Genomic DNA, 17,236 nt, shown 5'->3' on the forward strand with positions numbered 1-17,236 from the left:
TTACTCCCCCTTCAGGGGGCTGGGAGGCTAAAACGTATGCTGGGCGCTACTTACCTTGTAGCGGTTGTTGAGCAATATACCTATTACAATTTCATGTGTACCATTACTTACAGTGTTCAATGATGATGTGGTAACGTCATAAGAGTATCCAATATTGACAAATGAACTAAGATTAAGGCCTACCAACCCTGCATAGGAATCGTTATGGCGGTATGAGCCGCCTATCCAAAGTTTATCAGCAAAAGATAATTTCATGTTAATATCATACGTTGTGGGCAGAGGACTGATATACTTCAGCATAAAGGATGGAATAAATGTCAACTCGTCCGACAGAAAAACCTTAATTCCTCCCGTCAAAAAATAATTTGGTACAGTTTTGTTCTGATATTGATTTGCTTTGCTGGTTACATACAAATTCTGTGGTAAGATCTGCTGGGCCGAAATGCCAATAAAATAATCGGAAGCGTAGGCCCAAATACCTATTCCCAAATCGGGTTTCCATTGGTTATTGTTCAGGCCGTTGAATATAGGATCTGAAGGATCGGCGGTAGTAATTGCTGATAAGTTTAGCACATTATGGCTAAAACCGGCCGATACACCAACCGCCAGGTTCAGTTTGCTTGTCAGGCCCAGATGATAGGCATAAGTCGCGTCAATATTTGTTTGTGTAAAAGGGCCGGCTTTATCCGAAACTACTGTTAAACCAACACCATGATGTGGTTCTGCCGCCTGATACTGTTGAGTATATAACCTGCTGGCCGGATTAAGCCCTCCACTGGCCGGAAAAGCGGTAGCATCTCCCTGTATAAAGTTTTGGCCAATGGGCATATTTACCGATAAATAAGCAGTTACCGGAGCGCCTTCCAGTCCGGTCCATTGGCTGCGGTAACCTGTCTTTACGTCGGTATAGTTTTCAATCCCTGATAAAGCAGGATTTAAGAGATAGCTGTTGAAAATATACTGCGTGTACTGGGGCCGTTGTTGCGCTATGGCACACTGAATAAAAAGAACAAAATTAAAGGTTATGAATAAGATCCTTTTCATCAGTTAGCGTTTACAGCAGGCATAATTCAACCTTATTTCAAGACCAAAAAGCCCCAAATACGAGCAATAAACTAATATAATCTTTATAAACAAAATTGACCAAAAGGTAATACTGCAAGGGTAACAGGTTTACCGGAAAGCTTTAGCCAGCGTTTCCAGTTCCATGTTTGCTATCTGCAACTTATAGGTGAGTTCTTTATTTTCTTTCCGAAGATTATAAACTTCAATGGCATTTTGGATATGGATCCGCAGTTCATCATTTTGCCATGGTTTTACCAGATATTTATAAACCTGTCCACGGTTAATAGCATCAATAACCGCATTGATATCCGAAAACCCGGTTAGTAATATCCTGATGGTATCCGGGTTTGTATGTAAAACCGATTCCAGAAATTCAATACCAGTAGTAACAGGCATACGCTGATCTGTGATGATCACTCCAACCTCATTCGCATCCAGTATCCTGCGTCCTTCGGCAGCAGAGCTTGCCGTATATATGTTAAAATCGCGTCTGAAGGCTGCTTTAAAACTATTCAGGTTATTTATTTCATCATCAACATACAACACTCCTACGGCCATAGCAAAACACTTTAGTGAACGGTTAATATCGGCTTATAAAAGTAAATTTATGCAAAGTTTAATTTACTGCGAATTTTATTATAATTATTGTTCTGCATAGATGTAACAACTATTGGCCGCTAAAAACATAGTCAAACCTGCGCTGTCCTAACTAAAAGAATTTTTCCGGATTAGGTACCAGATTCAGGAACGATTCAAAATTCTGTTCGTAATGCGACTGGTCAAGCCTGTAATAAAAAGCCCCTTTCTTTGATGATAGCTTATCCTTCTCGGGCAGTTTTACCAGCAGGCCTGTAGATAACAATTTACGGCTAAAATTACGATCGTCAAATTTGGTTTGATAAACACCTTCATAAAGCGCCTGCAACTGCGGAATGGTGAACTTTTCGGGCAGTAACTGAAATAAGATCGGATGCAGGGCAGCCTTATAACGCAACTGACGCAAGGCAAGCCTTACCATTTCTGTATGGTCAAATATCAGTTCGGGCATTTCATTCAGTAAAAACCACTCCGGGTGATATTCTTCGCTTAGTTGTTTTTCATACTGATGAATATCAATAAGTGCGAAGTAAGCTATAGACAAGGTTCTTTCTACCGGGTCGCGGTCTGGATGTCCAAACACATGAAATTGCTCCATGTACACGTTTTTAAGGCCGGTACGTAATTCTAATATGCGATTAGCAGCATCATCCGGTGATTCCGATGGCTGTATGAAGCCCCCCATCAGGCTCCATTTATTTTTTTCGGGTTCAATCCCGCGCTGTACAAGCAATAATTTGATATTAAATCCGTCGAATCCAAAAATGATACAATCTGTCGCCGCTAAAATGCGTGTCTCGCCGGTATACTTATGCATAATTTGGTTAAAGTTTATTTGCAAGTGTAAAAATAATTATGCAATTATTTAGTGTAGATACAACAACTATTTCATTCGCGGTGGCATTTTTTAATTTTTATAAGATCCCTTATTGTAGCGGGTTTAAAACTAAAATACTTGCTTAATAAAGTTTTCAAAATAAATTCGGCGAAAGCTTGTATATCGGCGGCCGACTCACCCCGACGTCGCTGCGCTTGTCATCCCTCTCTACGCTTCGGGCATAGAGGGGATTTTCTTTTTTTACCCTCTTTGCGGCAAAGCCGCAGAGAGGGTGGTCGAGCGAAGCAACGACCGGGTGAGTCAATTATCAAAGCGCTATTTGCCATTTCCCTTAACTCACCCGCTTACCCTGCAGCAACATATCCATAGCATCGTTAAGCGAACCTGCACGGGATACTTCGCCTGAATTGACAAAAAATATCTCATCGGCATTTTCAATGGTATTGAGGCGATGAGCAATGATCACCCTGGTGGTAGTATCTGGTAATTTGTTCAGTATATCACTTAATAACTGCTCGGTTATGGTATCAATATTGGCTGTGGCTTCATCCAATATCAGTATTTGCGGATTACGCAATACCGCCCGCATAAAAGCGATCAGTTGTTTTTGACCAAGACTGATGCTATCACCAGAAGAAAGCACCTGGGTTTCCAATCCGCTTTCAAAAATAGCCAGCAAACTACCCAGGTTTGCATCAATAATTACTTTTTCCAGTTGCTCATTGGTATGATCCTTATACAGATCGTTACCATATAAAATATTATCCTTAACTGTCCCGGTAAATAAAAACGGCTCTTGCAAAATAAAACCTATTTTCTGAGTACGCTCTTCCGGGCTGTAGGTTCTGATATCCCTGCCATCCAGCATAACCAATCCTTTAGAAGGGTCATATAAGCGGGCAATCAATGATGCTGTAGTGGTTTTACCGCCACCGGTTGGCCCCACCAGCGCATAGGTTTTACCTTGCTCCAGCTTAAAGCAAACATTATGCAGTATTTCCTGATCCTCGTTATAACCAAAGTGCACATTCCTGAATTCCAACAAAGCGGCATTCGACTCAGTTATGCCATTTTCTATAACGGGCAGATCGGTTTCAAGGGATAATATTTGTGATATTCTGTCCCAGCCAGCCATAGCCAGCTGAAAGTTTGTCCATAACGCGGCTAATTGCCTCAAAGGGTTATAAAAGTTGGTGGAGTATGATAAATAACTTACTAATAGCCCGATACTAAACTGCCCGATAGTGATCAAATAAATACCGAAGGCCAGTACAATCAATTGCGCAATACTGGCAAACAAGCCATAAACAGGTATAAAAACATTGTTCGCCAAACCTGATCCGATCGCGGTTTTGTAATTTTCACGATTAGCTGTTTCAAAGCGCTTACGAAAATAATCGCGGCGGTTAAAGGCTATGATCACCTTAAAATTATGCAGGCTTTCCTGTATCTCTGCACTCATCCCTCCTACACTTTTCAGGTTCCTGGCATTTTTCCGCTTTATCCAGGGCGATAAGGTCAGCGTTAACACCAAAATAAGTACGGCCGGCGCCAATGTTGCCGCGCCTAATTCAAACTTGATCAATAACAAAAATACGCCTGCGCCTACCATAATGGAGATGTTCCCGATAAATTGCATCAGTGATTGCGAAAAAAACTGGTTCAGCTTGTCGGTATCATTGTTTACCCTCGATATCAGGTCACCGGCTTTATTCTGATTAAAAAAGCCCACAGGCAGTTGCTGCAACTTATTGAATATGGAATTACGCAAAGTAAACAGCATACGCTGACTCACACTACCCATTAATTTGGTTTGACTAAAACTGGTAAACAAAGCCAGCAGGTACATACATAACAGTATAATGGCGTTATGAATAACCCCGCTATAATCTTTATGCTGCACATACTTATCAATGGTATGCCCTATAACCAGCGGGCCCAATAAGTTGAGCGAAGAATTGGTTAATATAGCTAACAACGCCAGCAAAAGCACTTTTTTTTCATGTGCTATCAGTTGCAGTAGTTTTTTTAGCCCCGCCAGGGTTGAGGTCTTTTGCTGTGCCTGGCTAAGCTTATTCAGATCGTAATTCATATATAATTATTGAATTTTGAATTAGTGAATTTTGTCTAAACTCGAATTTTTAGAATTTTAGAATTAACAGAATCTGCATATCCGCACATCTGCATACCTGCACATCTAAAATCTGCACATTCGTTTTTACTGAGCAACACCATGTTCGTAATTACTGGTGCTCTGCTGCGAGTTAAATATCTGCACATAATCCGGACTGCTTTGCATCAGTTCATCATGCACACCACGGGCAACAATTTCGCCCTGGGTAAGCAGCAGGATCTGGTCATAATGCTCCACCGATGCTATTTTCTGGGTAACCGATATCAGTGTTAATCCGGGATAATTTTTCTGGATATTGCTTAATATCTTTTTCTCGGTATTGGTATCCACGCGGGCCGTAAAATCATCCAGCAATAAAACTTTGGGATTAACCGCCAATGCCCTGGCCAGCATAATCCGTTGTTTTTGCCCGCCCGAAAGGCTTGATCCGCGTTCGGAAACTATGGTATTCAGCTTATCAGGCAAGTTATTTATAAAATCCCTCAGTTCCGCTGTTTCAATGGCTTTCTCCAATGATTCATCAGTAACCGTATCACTAAAAGCGATGTTTTCGCGGATACTCATATTAAAAATGATACTATCCTGAAAAACAAAACCCACCTGACTATGGAACGATTCGCTGTTATAATCGTTAATACTGCACCCATCATAATGCACATAACCGGATGTTGGATTGATGAGATTGGTAAGCAAATAAAGAAGCTGTGTTTTACCGGCGGCCGTAGGACCAATGATAGCAATTTTTGATCCTGCTGCTACCGAAAACGACACATTTTTAAGTGCTGGTTTTTGGCCGTAAACTAATGATACATCCTTAAGTTCCACATCTCCTCGTAATGTTTCCTTCAAAGTTCCGCCATCAACCATATCCGGTGCATCCAGCACTACGCTAATACGGGTAAATGATGCCGAGGCCTGCGCAATAAGGTTGCTCATAAAGCCTAATATAAAAATCGGGAATATGAGTAAAGACAGATAACTGTTAAAGGCAGCAAAACTACCCAGGCTCATGCTGCCATTGATCACAAAATGCCCACCCATCATTAAAATGGTTAGCGCCGCCATGTTGGCTGTAAAGGTTACAATAGGTATCAATCCGGCAAAAAAGCCTAATATCTTCAGTCCGTATCGTTTAGCCTCGGTATTGGCCTCCAAAAACTTATTATACTCCAATTGCTGTGAGTTGATAACACGGATGAGCGCTGCACCCAGGATGCTTTCGTTTATTACCTTGTTCAGCTGATCAATTACTCCCCTGCTTTTTATAAACAGCGCGCGTACATTCTTCAACACATAAAAAAATGTACATCCTATGATCGGGATAATAGCGATCACGGCCAGGGCAAGCTTCCAGTTTATAGTAAACAGCAATATGCTTGCACCAATGATGATAAATAAGGATGACACGATAGATACCAGCGCCTGCGATACAAACAGCTTTATGGAATCAACATCAGCAGTTAAATTGGTAAGCAGTTTGGAGGGGTTGGCTTTTTCAATAAAGGCGTTACTTTGTCTTGATATCTTATCAGCCAGCTTTTGCCGCAAATCGCGGGCTACCCGCTCCGAAGCATAAGTTTGAATAATAGTTTGCAGGTAACTGAACACAAAAATAACCAACACCGCTAACGAGAACTTTTTAATAATATCGCTAAATACAAAATGTTGCTTGGTATAATCGTCTATTCCGCTGGCTATAATCTTGGGCAACCAAAGATTTACACCGTTGCTGAGTAAGGCAAACAACAAAAGCAGCGAAACCAGCCCCATGTAAGGCTTTAGCAAGCTAAAAACACCAGGAGGTTTTTTATCAGGTTTTTGAGTATCGGTTTTCATATTTTCATCTATTAAGAGATGTTTTAAAGTTTAAGGCTTAGTAAAAGTACGCCATTATAAATGATGACGATTGTGAAAGTAAAACATTTTGCCATGGTATAAATATTTCCAACCTTTCACAATATTACAATACGGTAATATTTATACAAATATATTCCTATTATGTAATAATTAAAACATTTTGGAAATAATTTTATAAATTTACAACCAAACAGGACCAATATGAAGCCAGTTGTGCAATTAATAGAAGAATGGACTGATTTTGAAGAGATTAGCAATGAGCAATCCGTTGAAGCTTTTTGCCGGTATTACCTTCAAAAACAACGACCAAAACCCAAACATCCGGGCAAAAAAGGCGAACGTATTATGAATGGTGTTAGCCTGCTTAAAACAGTAGGCCGTATTTTAAGCGCCTACTCCCTTTACTTCCGATCGGCAGTTAACCATATCGAGATGCCCCCCGTCGAAAGCTTTTATTATCTGAATACGCTTGTGCACATGGGCGAAGTAAAAAAGAGCGATCTGATTAACCAGATGTTTGCCGAAACTACTACCGGTATGGAAATCATCAACAGGCTTATCCGCGAAAAAAAGATAACGGAGCGTACTTCGCCCGATGATAAGCGTGCTAAGCTCATCAAAATAACTCCCAAAGGAACAGCTGCCCTTGATGAATATTATAAAATTTCTGCCAAGGTAATCGAAATGACATTTAAAGACCTGAGCGATGATGTTTTGGTTGATTGTTATGAGATGCTAAAATATTGCGAGCAACGTAATTCAACCCTTGCTATTGAATTAAAGAACAAGCCATTTATGCAGATGTATGAGCACGCCATGGCTGATAAAACCTGAAAACTTAAAAAGTAAAACACGCCATGAATTCAAAATTTTCACCAGAGGCTGATTATATTTTAGAAGATGACTGGGTACTGATCAGACCTTTAACTATCGACGACTATCAAAACCTGCTGCCTTTTGCCCTATATGAGCCCAACACCTGGAGCTACTCTCAAGTAAGTGCTAAAGGCGCTGATGGCATGCTCAATTATATTGATCAGGCCCTTAAAGCCAGGCTTGAGGGTAAGGAATACCCTTTTATTATTTATGATAAAAAAACTGGCGAATATGCCGGCAGTACCCGCTTTTATGATATACAACCGGTTAACCAGGCACTGGAAATAGGTTATACCTGGTATGGCGAAAAATTCAGGGGAACCGGTCTCAACAAGCACTGCAAGTTTCTACTACTGCAACTGGCTTTTGAAGATCTGGATATGAAACGGGTAGGCTTTCGTGCCGATGCCCGGAATGAACGGAGTATAGCGGCTATGAAAAGCATAGGATGTACGGTAGAGGGTATTATCCGGAGCCACATGCCCCTTCCAGACGGAACCAGACGTGATTCTATTCTCCTGAGCATTTTACAACACGAATGGCAGCAGGATGTAAAAGAACGACTGAAAGCTAAGCTGTAATTGTATTTTTAAAGTCATTTAATAAAAACCTATCTGCGTTTAAGCTCCAAATGGCACAATTCATGGATATTTATGCAAACTGGCCGGGTAACAAATTATGGTCAGGTGCATCTATACCATAAAAAACATACCGTTTGGAAACTATACTCAATATTTCAGATCTGGGCAAAACCTACCAAAGTGCGGGGCGTACGCTCAACGTGCTACATGATATAAATTTCAGCATCGCTGCCGGTTCTACCAATGCTATTGTAGGCCCTTCGGGTAGTGGCAAAACTACCTTATTGGGCCTGTGTGCCGGGCTTGACCGCTCCAGTAAAGGTGCAGTGGAACTAAACGGCATTAATCTCGGAAATTTAAAAGAAGACCAACGCGCGCAGGTACGTAACCAATACGTGGGTTTTATATTTCAGAATTTTCAGTTACTACCTACCTTGACGGCCCTGGAAAACGTAATGGTTCCGTTGGAGCTTCGTAATGAAAAAAATATCCGCGCAAGGGCGTTGGATCTGCTGGATAAGGTAGGTCTGGCCGACCGCGGGCACCACTACCCATCTCAGCTATCGGGTGGTGAGCAGCAACGTGTTTCGCTGGCCCGGGCCTTTTCCAACTCACCCAAAATACTATTTGCGGATGAACCTACCGGCAACCTTGATGCCGAAACCAGCGAAAAAGTAGTAAAGCTCCTTTTTGATTTGAATAAAGAAGCCGGTACTACACTTATCCTGGTAACACACGACCTGGAACTGGCTGCAAAAACACAACGCATCATCCGGATAAAAGGAGGCCAGCTGATAGCTGATGAAAAAACAATTAACGGATAAGTTTATGGAGACCAATCCTGTTAATTATCAAAGAAAAATAAATATCCCCTGGCTGTTTAATATGGCCTGGCGCGATAGCCGTAAAAACCGTTCAAGGCTGTTTCTGTTCATATCTGCCATCGTATTTGGTATAGCCGCACTCGTAGGCATTTATGCTTTCAAATACAATGTCCAAAATGACATCAACGGACAAGCGGCAACATTGATCGGTGCCGATCTTTCTGTATCAGGCAATAAACCTGCCGATGCAAAACTGAAAAAACTATTGGATTCATTGGGTGATGACCGATCACAAGAGCGCAGTTTTGCTTCGATGGCTTATTTCCCAAAAAGTAAAGGGACAAGACTGGTACAGGTACGGGCATTACAGGGCAATTTCCCATACTATGGGGCTATTGAAACCACACCCGAGCAAGCGGGTATATCCTTTAGAAAAGGCCAGATGGCCATAGTTGATAAAACCCTGATGCTACAATTCAATGCTCATGTGGGCGATTCTATCAAGATTGGTAACAGCCAGTTTTTAATTACCGGGATCTTAAACCGTGCACCCGGACAGGCGGGTGCTGTCGCAGGAATAGCGCCTGTGGTTTATATTTCCATGCAATACCTGGAGCAAACCGGGCTGGTCAAGATTGGCAGCAGGGTAAACTACAGTTTTTACTATAAGTTCACCAAACCGGTAAACCTGGACAAACTTACCAAAAAGCTCGATCCCATGTTGGATAAAGCAGGTATGCGGTACGAAACCATTGAAGGCCGCAAAGAAAATACCGGTCGTAATTTTGGCGATCTGAGTCGCTTTTTATCCTTGGTGGGCTTTGTTGCTTTGCTATTGGGCTGTGTGGGTGTGGCCAGTGCTGTTCATATTTATGTACGTGAAAAGATCCCGTCCATTGCCATAATGCGTTGCCTGGGCGTTAAGTCATCCGAGGCATTTCTGATCTACCTGATTCAGATTGTTGGCATCGGTCTCATTGGTTCTATTATTGGAGCAGCATTGGGTACAGCTATACAACATTTATTACCTCTGGTGTTTAAGGATTTTATACCCTTTACCATATCTGTTCAAATTTCGTGGATGGCTATTGGTCAGGGTATTTTGTTGGGGGTGATTATTTCTCTGCTTTTTGCCTTACTCCCGCTGATATCCGTTCGTAATGTATCGCCCTTAAATACCTTGCGGCTATCCTTTGACGATGCGATGTTATCCCGCGATCCCTTACGTTGGCTGGTGTACCTGTTAATTGTACTTTTCATCATCACTTTCACCTATTTACAACTGGATAGCTGGTTGGGGAGCCTGTTCTTTACGTTGGGCATACTGGCTGCTTTTATGATACTATCAGCAGTAGCCTGGCTATTAATGCGTTTGACTAAATTGCTGATCAACGGCTCATGGAGTTATTTGTGGCGGCAAGGCTTTGCCAATTTATACAGGCCCAATAACCAAACGCTTATCCTCATGGTATCCATAGGTTTAAGTACCATGTTTATTTGCATATTGTTCATTATCCAAAATTTGCTTATTGGTCAGGTTACCCTGTCAAGCAGTGGTAATCAATCCAACATGATCCTGTTTGATATACAAAATAACCAGAAAGATTCTGTTGCCCGTTTAACCCGTCAGCAGGGCTTGCCTGTATTACAGCAGGTACCTATTGTAACCCTGCGGATAGAACAGATAAACGGTAAAACTTTTGCCGACCTGCAAAAAGATTCGACCATAAAAATCCCCCATGGGGTATTTGCTTATGAATACCGCGTTACTTTCCGCGATTCCCTTTCCGGATCAGAAAAACTGACGGATGGCACCTGGATAGGCAAAGCAACACCCGGAAAAGATATTCCGGTGTCTGTAGAAGAAAACCTGGCACACCGCGCAAACCTTAAAATTGGCGACAAAATAGTTTTTAACGTTCAAGGGGTAGAAATGCCTGCCTACGTGGCCAGCGTACGTAAAGTAAACTGGGGTAAAGTACAAACCAACTTCCAGGTGGTTTTTCCTAAGGGTGTTCTTGAAGATGCTCCGCAGTTCCAGGTATTACTTACGCACGTGCCATCAACTAAAGTATCAGCCACCTTTCAGCGGGCAATTGTGCATAGCTTCCCAAATGTTTCTATAATCGATCTGGGCTTGGTTTTAAGTGTACTGGATGAATTATTGAGTAAAATAAGCTATGTGATCCGTTTTATGAGCGCGTTCAGTATTATAACCGGTGTAGTGGTATTGGTGGCATCGGTACGCATTAGTAAATATCAGCGCATACAGGAAAGTGTATTACTGCGTACTTTGGGTGCAAGCCGTAAACAAATTTTTGCCATTACCGCGTTAGAGTATTGGTTCCTGGGTTCTTTATCGGCCCTTACCGGTATCGTGATCGCTTTTGGGGGCAGTTGGCTATTGGCTAAGTACAGTTTTGAGATACCTTACACTGTTAACTTTCTACCAGCATTGATATTATTTTTCGTTATATCCATACTAACCGTTATTATTGGTTTGTTAAATAGCCGGGGTGTTTTGAATAAACCCCCGCTTGAAATATTACGCAATAACGCTTAATACCATGTACAAATTCAAATTAACGTTCCTGTTATTGACCACGCTTATTTTGACAGCGTGCAACCAAAATAAAAAACCTGCCGCTGACGAAAATGCCAAAAGTGATACAACCGCCCAATCAAACGCAAGCACCTCAAAAACCGTTTTGTTTTTTGGCGATAGTTTGACCGCCGGTTATGGATTGGATGATCCATCTGAGGCTTTTCCGGGTGTGATTAAGGATAAGATAGATTCGCTTAAACTCCCCTATAAGGTTGTTAACGCTGGCTTAAGCGGCGAAACCACAGCAGGCGGCAACGCGCGTTTAGACTGGCTGCTGAAACAAAAGGTTGATATTTTCATATTGGAGCTTGGTGCTAATGATGGTTTACGTGGTATCCCGGTAAGCGAAACCAGCAAAAATCTGCAAAGCATTATTGATAAGGTAAAAGCTAAGTATCCGGAGGTAAAGATCGTACTGTTGGGCATGCAGGTTCCACCTAATATGGGTGCCGATTATGCCAATAAATTCAAGACCGTTTACCCCGATCTGGCAGCCAAAAATCATACCCAATTGGTGCCTTTTCTTTTACAGGGTGTAGGCGGCATACCGGCATTGAACCAGGCCGATGGTATTCATCCAACAGCAGAAGGGGCCAAAATAGTAGCCAACAACGTTTGGAATGTTTTAAAGGACGTACTTTAAAGGGTTATCAATCGGCCAAAGCCTGGTAAACCAGGGCGCGGAATTTATCCTGTATAGCATTATGCGGTAATGGCCAGTTTTGAATAAAAAGCAGGCAAACCAGGTGTTCTTTTGGATCTACCCAGTACAAGGTACCATAAAAGCCGCCCCAGGCAAACGAACCGGGACTTACACCCAATTTGGCCGAACTTGCCGGGGTAGTAATACCAAAACCCAAACCAAATTTATCCTTATCAGGATTAATATACAGATCGCCTATCTGATTTTCGGTCATCATTTCAACCGTATGCCGGGCCAGTAAACGCTGACCATTGTAAACTCCTCCATTCAGCATCATTTGTAAAAAGATGGCATAATCCTTAATTGTTGAACTTAAACCAGCCCCGCCAGAAAAATATGTTCCTGCGGTTTTTGGATAATCAAAATCTACTCCGGGAAGCGTAGAAGCAGTCCATTTTACCAGACGCCCTTGCTTATCGGGTGTGTAAACGGCTACTAACCGGCTTTGCTTGGCGGCAGGTATATAAAAATAGGTATCCTTCATTCCCAGTGGATCAAATATTCGTTCTTTAAAAAACTGATCTAAGGTTTTTCCTGATACCTTTTCAACAAGGTAACCTAATACATCTATGTTCAAGCCGTAAGTCCAGCGCTCGCCAGGCTGGTGAGTTAAGGGTAACTTACCCAATTTGTCCATCACATCTGCCAAACGGATCTTATCGGCTACAAACCCTCCGGGTATTTTCGATTTGGCATAAATGGCATTCATTCTGGGCGAGCCGATCTGCGCGTATTCAATACCGGAGGTATGGGTAAGCAGATCCCGGATAGTTATTTCGCGTTTAGCGGGAACGGTGGTAAAAGTGGTATCTTTTTCATTATACAGATCGATCACTTTAGGGTGCGCGAAAGCGGGAATATACTTGGAGATAGGCTCATCCAGTAAAAACTTTCCTTCCTCAAATAACATCATGACCGCTACACTGGTGATGGCCTTGGTTTGCGAAGCAATACGGAATATATGATCATTTTCCATCAACTTTTTTTGCTCCACATCGGCAATGCCGAATGATTTATTGTACACTATTTTACCGTTCCGGGCTATGAGACCAACAGCTCCATTGATATATCCGGAGTCGATATTAGCTTCTATCAGATGATCGATGCGCTGCAACCTTTCAACAGAGAATTTTTCTGATACCGGGTTGCCCACTTGTAAGGTAACACCCTGAGCAGTGGCAACTAAATCAACGCTAACGAGTAGCAAAAACAAAAAGATCTTTTTCATCATCAATAGCTAATTAAATGATACTTACTCGTATGTCGTTTCCAGATGTTTTATTTTGTTGATTTTCTGACTCTCAAGTCGGTACTTAATATCACTTGTTGCTTTACATTATTCTCTACAGAAGTATTAAGTCTGTTAAGCAACAGCGTTATCACTTTATCTGCAATGGCATCAATGGGTTGGGCAATTGCCGTTAGCGGAGGATTGCAGAGTTCAAAAACCTCATAATCGTCAAAACATATGAGCGCAATATCATCCGGTATCTTTTTGCCCAATTTCATGAGCACTTTAAGCCCGCAGGTTCCTAAACGGTTATTACCAAATAATATGGCATCTGTTTCCGGATGTTCATTCAGAAACTCCAGGATCGGATCGGTCATCAGCTTTTCATCCTGGTAAAAATCTACCTCTTTAATACTGGTTTTAAGCTTACTTTGGACCATGGCTTTTTTATAGCCGCTGAGCCTGTCGGCCATTTGGGTTTGCTGATTATTAAAGCTGATAAAAGCTATGTTCTTAGATCCCTTGTCAATAAGGTACCGTGTTGCATTGTACGTACTGAACAAATTGTCAACCACCACATAATCAGTCTCCACTCCGGGCAGATACCTGTCAAACAATACCACGGGTAAACCATCTTTGATCAGGGCGCTGATGTCCTCCTCAATGCCCTCCGGCGGAACGATGATATATCCATCAACATGCCTGTCACGAAACATGGCTATCAGTTCCTGGGTTTTTTGGGTATCATTATCGGTACTGCTATAAATAATTTTATAACCGTTTTTGTAAGCGCGGTCTTCAATTTGGCGGGCTATGGTAGCAAAAAAGTTATTGGATATATCCTGTACCAATAAACCTATAATGTTTGATTTGCCGGTACGCAGGCTTTTTGCCAGTGAATTTGGTTTATAACCAACTTCTTTTACATATTTTAAAACACGTTCAACCAGTTCTTCGCTTATCCGTTTTTCGCGTGCCCTGCCATTCAGAATAAAGGACACCGTGGTTTTAGATATATTAAGGCTGTTGGCAATATCAACAATAGATAATTTCTTCTTCAAATTCTTTAGCGTTGTTTATCCAAATATATAACATAAATAATAACACAAAAGAGCCTTTGGCATGATAAGTTAGCTATAGACATAAATAAATGCTAAATCGAGCTATTTATATAACCTTTATTAAAACCCTATAATAAAAAAATCGCCCATTACGGGCGATCTCTTTATTATTTATATATTTTGGGAGTTTATATTATTAACTTATTGACGTACGCCGTAGCCACGGTTTTCGGCAAAACGCTGGCCACCTCTGTTTTCTGAACGTTGGCCGCCCCAGTTGCCGCGGTTGCGGTTATCATTGTTATTATCTCTGCCGCCCCAGTTGCCACGGTCATGATTACCTCTGTTCCAACCACGGTTGTCATTTTGGTTACCACCCCAGTTACCGCGGCCATAATTACCTCTGTCCCACCCGCGGTTATCCCGGCTTGAATATGCGTAACCTCCGTTGTAACGATTATCAAAACGATGGCCCCAATTGGCGCGACCGCCAGCATAGCCACCCCACCTTGACCTGTAAAAATCATGGTGCATATAAGGCCTTGGTGAACGCACTTCGTATCTTACAGCAGTGCGCCAGTTATAATTACGGTAAGCACCTGGCAAATAAGCGGCAGTTACCCATGAACTGCCATCGTTATAGTAATAACAGTGCCTTGGCACAGAATAATAGGCTTCAACTTCGGGCAGGTAGTAGTAGTCATCATCATAGCTTGCAGGTACATTATCATCATCATAAACTGGTGTTTCTTGCACCACAACAGGTTGCGGAGCAGGCACATAAACATGACGTACAGGTATGTTTAAACCTACATGGATAGATATTTGCGCATCGGCGGTTTTGGCGTAAAATAATCCGCTTGCTGCTATTGCTGATAATATGATGAGCTTCTTCATAATTGTTAAATTTTATACAGTTAGGACGATAGTTAATGGCAATGGTTTAATGGTACAACTATTTTTGGAACAAGAAACACGTATAACAAATCTTTGCTCCTTGTTTTTTACTCCCAAAAACGCTGACTGTGTCATAGCATTACTACAAAACAGATTTGGGTATTCACTGTATATTTATTTAATTTGATAACCATTAATCAACTGCCATGAAGAACAGAAAATTACTTTCGGTATTGCTGCCTGTTGCAGCAATGGTGGGTTTTATATTATTTAATGCCTGTAAAAGCGGCGAATCCAGCAATAACAATAAAGATTCTGTTGCTACCGCCGATGGAGGAGCCGGACTAAAATTACCAGCTGGCTTTAACGCCGCCGTTATTGCCGATAAATTGGGTGGTACCCGTGAAATTGCGGTAACCCCACAAGGCGATATCTATGTTAAACTTAACCGCCCTAAAAACGGTAAAGGCATTTTGTTTTTACACCAGGAAGGCGATAAAGCCACAGTAAAAACAGGCTTTGGTACCTTTGGCGGCACAGGTGTATATGTTAAGAACGGTTACCTGTACGCATCATCTGATGAGGAAGTTTTCCGTTATAAACTAAACACTCAAAATGAAGTGATCAACCCCGATAAGCCCGAAAAAATTGTTACCGGTTTACTGAGCCGCCGCGAGCATGAAGCTAAAGCCATTACCCTTGACAATGATGGCAACCTGTATGTGAACATTGGCGCTTACTCCAATGCCTGCCAGGTAGAGGACCGCAAAAAAGGTTCACCAGGCCAAAAGGGCTGCCCTATTTTAGATTCAGCAGGCGGCATATGGCAGTTTAAAGCTGATAAGCTAAACCAGCATTATGGCGATGGTGTTCGTTACGCTACAGGTTTGCGTAATGTGGTAGGTTTCGACTGGAACCAGCAAAACAACCAGCTATTTGTGATGCAGCATGGCCGCGACCAGCTACATGATCTTTTCCCGGATATGTTTACCACCAAACAATCAGCCATATTACCGGCCGAATGTATGTATGCCCTTAAAAAAGGGGATAACGCCGGCTGGCCTTACATGTACTATGATCAGGAACAACATAAAAAGATCTTAATGCCTGAGTATGGTGGTGATGGCAAAAAAGAAGGAGGCCAGGATGCTATTGATCCTGTTGCTGCTTTTCCGGGTCACCTTGCCCCTAACGGCCTGTTATTTTACACCGGCAACCAATTCCCCGAAAAATACAAGAATGGTGCTTTCATCGCTTTTCATGGCTCCTGGAACCGCGCACCTGAACCACAGGCCGGTTACTTTGTGGTATTTCAGCCGTTTAAAGATGGTAAACCAAGCGGTGAGTGGGAAGTATTTGCCGATGGCTTTGCAGGTACCGCCTCGCAAACAGCATCTGGTCGTGCCGAACACCGTCCATGCGGATTGGCACAAGGCCCCGATGGCTCACTTTATGTAACCGACGACAATCAGGGAACTATTTACAAAATAACTTATAAAAAATAATGGACTTTAAAAAAGCCGCGCTAATCATATTCGCATCCGTATTATTTGCCGTAACCAGTTTGCATGCTCAAACCAAACATAAGGCCAAAGCCCCGGTAAAACATACAACCGTTGGCTTAAAAGCCTCAATTGCAGCCGGTCAAAAGGTATTTACCCAGTATTGTGTATCGTGCCATCAGGCCGATGCCCTGGGTGTACCGCATATGAATCCACCATTGGTTAAAACAACCTATGTTTTGGGTGATAAAACCAGGCTCATCAAAATCATACTGAATGGTTTTAATGAAGACGTGGAGATCAATGGCGAAACCTACTCCAATAGTATGGCCTCACACGATTTTCTGAAAGACCAGGAAATTGCCGATGTACTCACCTTTGTACGTAACAGCTTCGGCAATAAAGCCTCGGCCATTACAGCGGCCCAGGTAAAAACAGTTCGGGCAGCTAATAAAAAGAGCTAAA

General features: G+C 42.1%; 15 protein-coding genes. 7 read left to right on the plus strand and 8 right to left on the minus strand.

The window, feature by feature from the left end:
• Positions 1-27 precede the first annotated feature (27 nt).
• The 5 genes from AB6735_RS07785 to AB6735_RS07805 form a co-directional block, all read right to left on the minus strand.
• Positions 28-1,044, minus strand: coding sequence for a type IX secretion system membrane protein PorP/SprF (locus AB6735_RS07785; protein ID WP_370995355.1), 1,017 nt, complete (start codon positions 1,042-1,044; stop codon positions 28-30).
• Between the two features lie 129 nt (positions 1,045-1,173).
• The gene (locus tag AB6735_RS07790; RefSeq protein ID WP_370995357.1) at positions 1,174-1,623 is read right to left on the minus strand and encodes a response regulator; all 450 of its coding nucleotides are present in this window, start codon (positions 1,621-1,623) and stop codon (positions 1,174-1,176) included.
• 151 nt (positions 1,624-1,774) lie between these two features.
• Positions 1,775-2,479, minus strand: a complete 705-nt coding sequence (locus AB6735_RS07795) for an NUDIX domain-containing protein (protein ID WP_370995359.1) — start codon at positions 2,477-2,479, stop codon at positions 1,775-1,777.
• Between the two features lie 352 nt (positions 2,480-2,831).
• Positions 2,832-4,592 carry an ABC transporter ATP-binding protein gene (locus AB6735_RS07800; protein ID WP_370995360.1) on the minus strand — a complete coding sequence of 587 codons (1,761 nt, stop codon included), beginning with the start codon at positions 4,590-4,592 and terminating at the stop codon, positions 2,832-2,834.
• Positions 4,593-4,718: 126 nt separating this feature from the next.
• Positions 4,719-6,470, minus strand: coding sequence for an ABC transporter ATP-binding protein (locus AB6735_RS07805; protein ID WP_370995361.1), 1,752 nt, complete (start codon positions 6,468-6,470; stop codon positions 4,719-4,721).
• 222 nt (positions 6,471-6,692) lie between these two features.
• Here AB6735_RS07805 and AB6735_RS07810 point away from each other — a divergent pair, with 222 nt between their 5' ends.
• The 5 genes from AB6735_RS07810 to AB6735_RS07830 all read left to right on the plus strand — a co-directional run bounded on the left by AB6735_RS07810 (position 6,693) and on the right by AB6735_RS07830 (position 12,020).
• A complete protein-coding gene (locus AB6735_RS07810; RefSeq protein WP_370995362.1) occupies positions 6,693-7,325 on the plus strand; it encodes a MarR family winged helix-turn-helix transcriptional regulator in 633 nt (210 codons plus the stop codon).
• 23 nt (positions 7,326-7,348) lie between these two features.
• Positions 7,349-7,948 carry a GNAT family N-acetyltransferase gene (locus AB6735_RS07815; protein WP_370995363.1) on the plus strand — a complete coding sequence of 200 codons (600 nt, stop codon included), beginning with the start codon at positions 7,349-7,351 and terminating at the stop codon, positions 7,946-7,948.
• A gap of 134 nt (positions 7,949-8,082) precedes the next feature.
• Positions 8,083-8,772, plus strand: a complete 690-nt coding sequence (locus tag AB6735_RS07820; protein ID WP_370995365.1) for an ABC transporter ATP-binding protein — start codon at positions 8,083-8,085, stop codon at positions 8,770-8,772.
• Complete coding sequence (locus AB6735_RS07825; RefSeq protein WP_370995366.1) at positions 8,750-11,335, plus strand: ABC transporter permease; 2,586 nt, start codon at positions 8,750-8,752, stop codon at positions 11,333-11,335. The genes AB6735_RS07820 and AB6735_RS07825 overlap by 23 nt, the downstream gene beginning before the upstream one ends.
• Before the next feature lie 4 nt (positions 11,336-11,339).
• Positions 11,340-12,020: an arylesterase gene (locus AB6735_RS07830; protein ID WP_370995368.1), complete on the plus strand. Its 681-nt coding sequence runs from the start codon at positions 11,340-11,342 to the stop codon at positions 12,018-12,020.
• 7 nt (positions 12,021-12,027) lie between these two features.
• Here AB6735_RS07830 and AB6735_RS07835 read toward each other — a convergent pair whose 3' ends face one another.
• The 3 genes from AB6735_RS07835 to AB6735_RS07845 form a co-directional block, all read right to left on the minus strand.
• On the minus strand, positions 12,028-13,308 hold the full coding sequence (locus AB6735_RS07835; RefSeq protein WP_370995370.1) for a serine hydrolase domain-containing protein: 1,281 nt from the start codon (positions 13,306-13,308) through the stop codon (positions 12,028-12,030).
• Positions 13,309-13,358: 50 nt separating this feature from the next.
• Positions 13,359-14,372: a LacI family DNA-binding transcriptional regulator gene (locus tag AB6735_RS07840; RefSeq protein ID WP_370995372.1), complete on the minus strand. Its 1,014-nt coding sequence runs from the start codon at positions 14,370-14,372 to the stop codon at positions 13,359-13,361.
• 201 nt (positions 14,373-14,573) lie between these two features.
• The gene (locus AB6735_RS07845) at positions 14,574-15,269 is read right to left on the minus strand and encodes a hypothetical protein (protein ID WP_370995373.1); all 696 of its coding nucleotides are present in this window, start codon (positions 15,267-15,269) and stop codon (positions 14,574-14,576) included.
• Between the two features lie 206 nt (positions 15,270-15,475).
• On the opposite strand from AB6735_RS07845, the gene AB6735_RS07850 reads away from it, so the two are divergent.
• Positions 15,476-16,774 carry a sorbosone dehydrogenase family protein gene (locus tag AB6735_RS07850; protein ID WP_370995375.1) on the plus strand — a complete coding sequence of 433 codons (1,299 nt, stop codon included), beginning with the start codon at positions 15,476-15,478 and terminating at the stop codon, positions 16,772-16,774.
• Positions 16,774-17,235, plus strand: coding sequence for a cytochrome c (locus AB6735_RS07855; RefSeq protein WP_370995376.1), 462 nt, complete (start codon positions 16,774-16,776; stop codon positions 17,233-17,235). The genes AB6735_RS07850 and AB6735_RS07855 overlap by 1 nt, the downstream gene beginning before the upstream one ends.
• The last annotated feature ends 1 nt before the right edge of the window (position 17,236 follow it).

Source organism: Mucilaginibacter sp. RCC_168 (assembly GCF_041355315.1).
GTDB lineage: Bacteria > Bacteroidota > Bacteroidia > Sphingobacteriales > Sphingobacteriaceae > Mucilaginibacter.

Bases quoted from the DNA above. Each gene is read 5' to 3' on its own strand.
- AB6735_RS07785 (WP_370995355.1), bottom strand. From the start codon at position 1,044: ATGAAAAGGATCTTATTCATAACCTTTAATTTTGTTCTTTTTATTCAG.
- AB6735_RS07790 (WP_370995357.1), bottom strand. From the start codon at position 1,623: ATGGCCGTAGGAGTGTTGTATGTTGATGATGAAATAAATAACCTGAAT.
- AB6735_RS07795 (WP_370995359.1), bottom strand. From the start codon at position 2,479: ATGCATAAGTATACCGGCGAGACACGCATTTTAGCGGCGACAGATTGT.
- AB6735_RS07800 (WP_370995360.1), bottom strand. From the start codon at position 4,592: ATGAATTACGATCTGAATAAGCTTAGCCAGGCACAGCAAAAGACCTCA.
- AB6735_RS07805 (WP_370995361.1), bottom strand. From the start codon at position 6,470: ATGAAAACCGATACTCAAAAACCTGATAAAAAACCTCCTGGTGTTTTT.
- AB6735_RS07810 (WP_370995362.1), top strand. From the start codon at position 6,693: ATGAAGCCAGTTGTGCAATTAATAGAAGAATGGACTGATTTTGAAGAG.
- AB6735_RS07815 (WP_370995363.1), top strand. From the start codon at position 7,349: ATGAATTCAAAATTTTCACCAGAGGCTGATTATATTTTAGAAGATGAC.
- AB6735_RS07825 (WP_370995366.1), top strand. From the start codon at position 8,750: ATGAAAAAACAATTAACGGATAAGTTTATGGAGACCAATCCTGTTAAT.
- AB6735_RS07830 (WP_370995368.1), top strand. From the start codon at position 11,340: ATGTACAAATTCAAATTAACGTTCCTGTTATTGACCACGCTTATTTTG.
- AB6735_RS07835 (WP_370995370.1), bottom strand. From the start codon at position 13,308: ATGAAAAAGATCTTTTTGTTTTTGCTACTCGTTAGCGTTGATTTAGTT.
- AB6735_RS07845 (WP_370995373.1), bottom strand. From the start codon at position 15,269: ATGAAGAAGCTCATCATATTATCAGCAATAGCAGCAAGCGGATTATTT.
- AB6735_RS07850 (WP_370995375.1), top strand. From the start codon at position 15,476: ATGAAGAACAGAAAATTACTTTCGGTATTGCTGCCTGTTGCAGCAATG.
- AB6735_RS07855 (WP_370995376.1), top strand. From the start codon at position 16,774: ATGGACTTTAAAAAAGCCGCGCTAATCATATTCGCATCCGTATTATTT.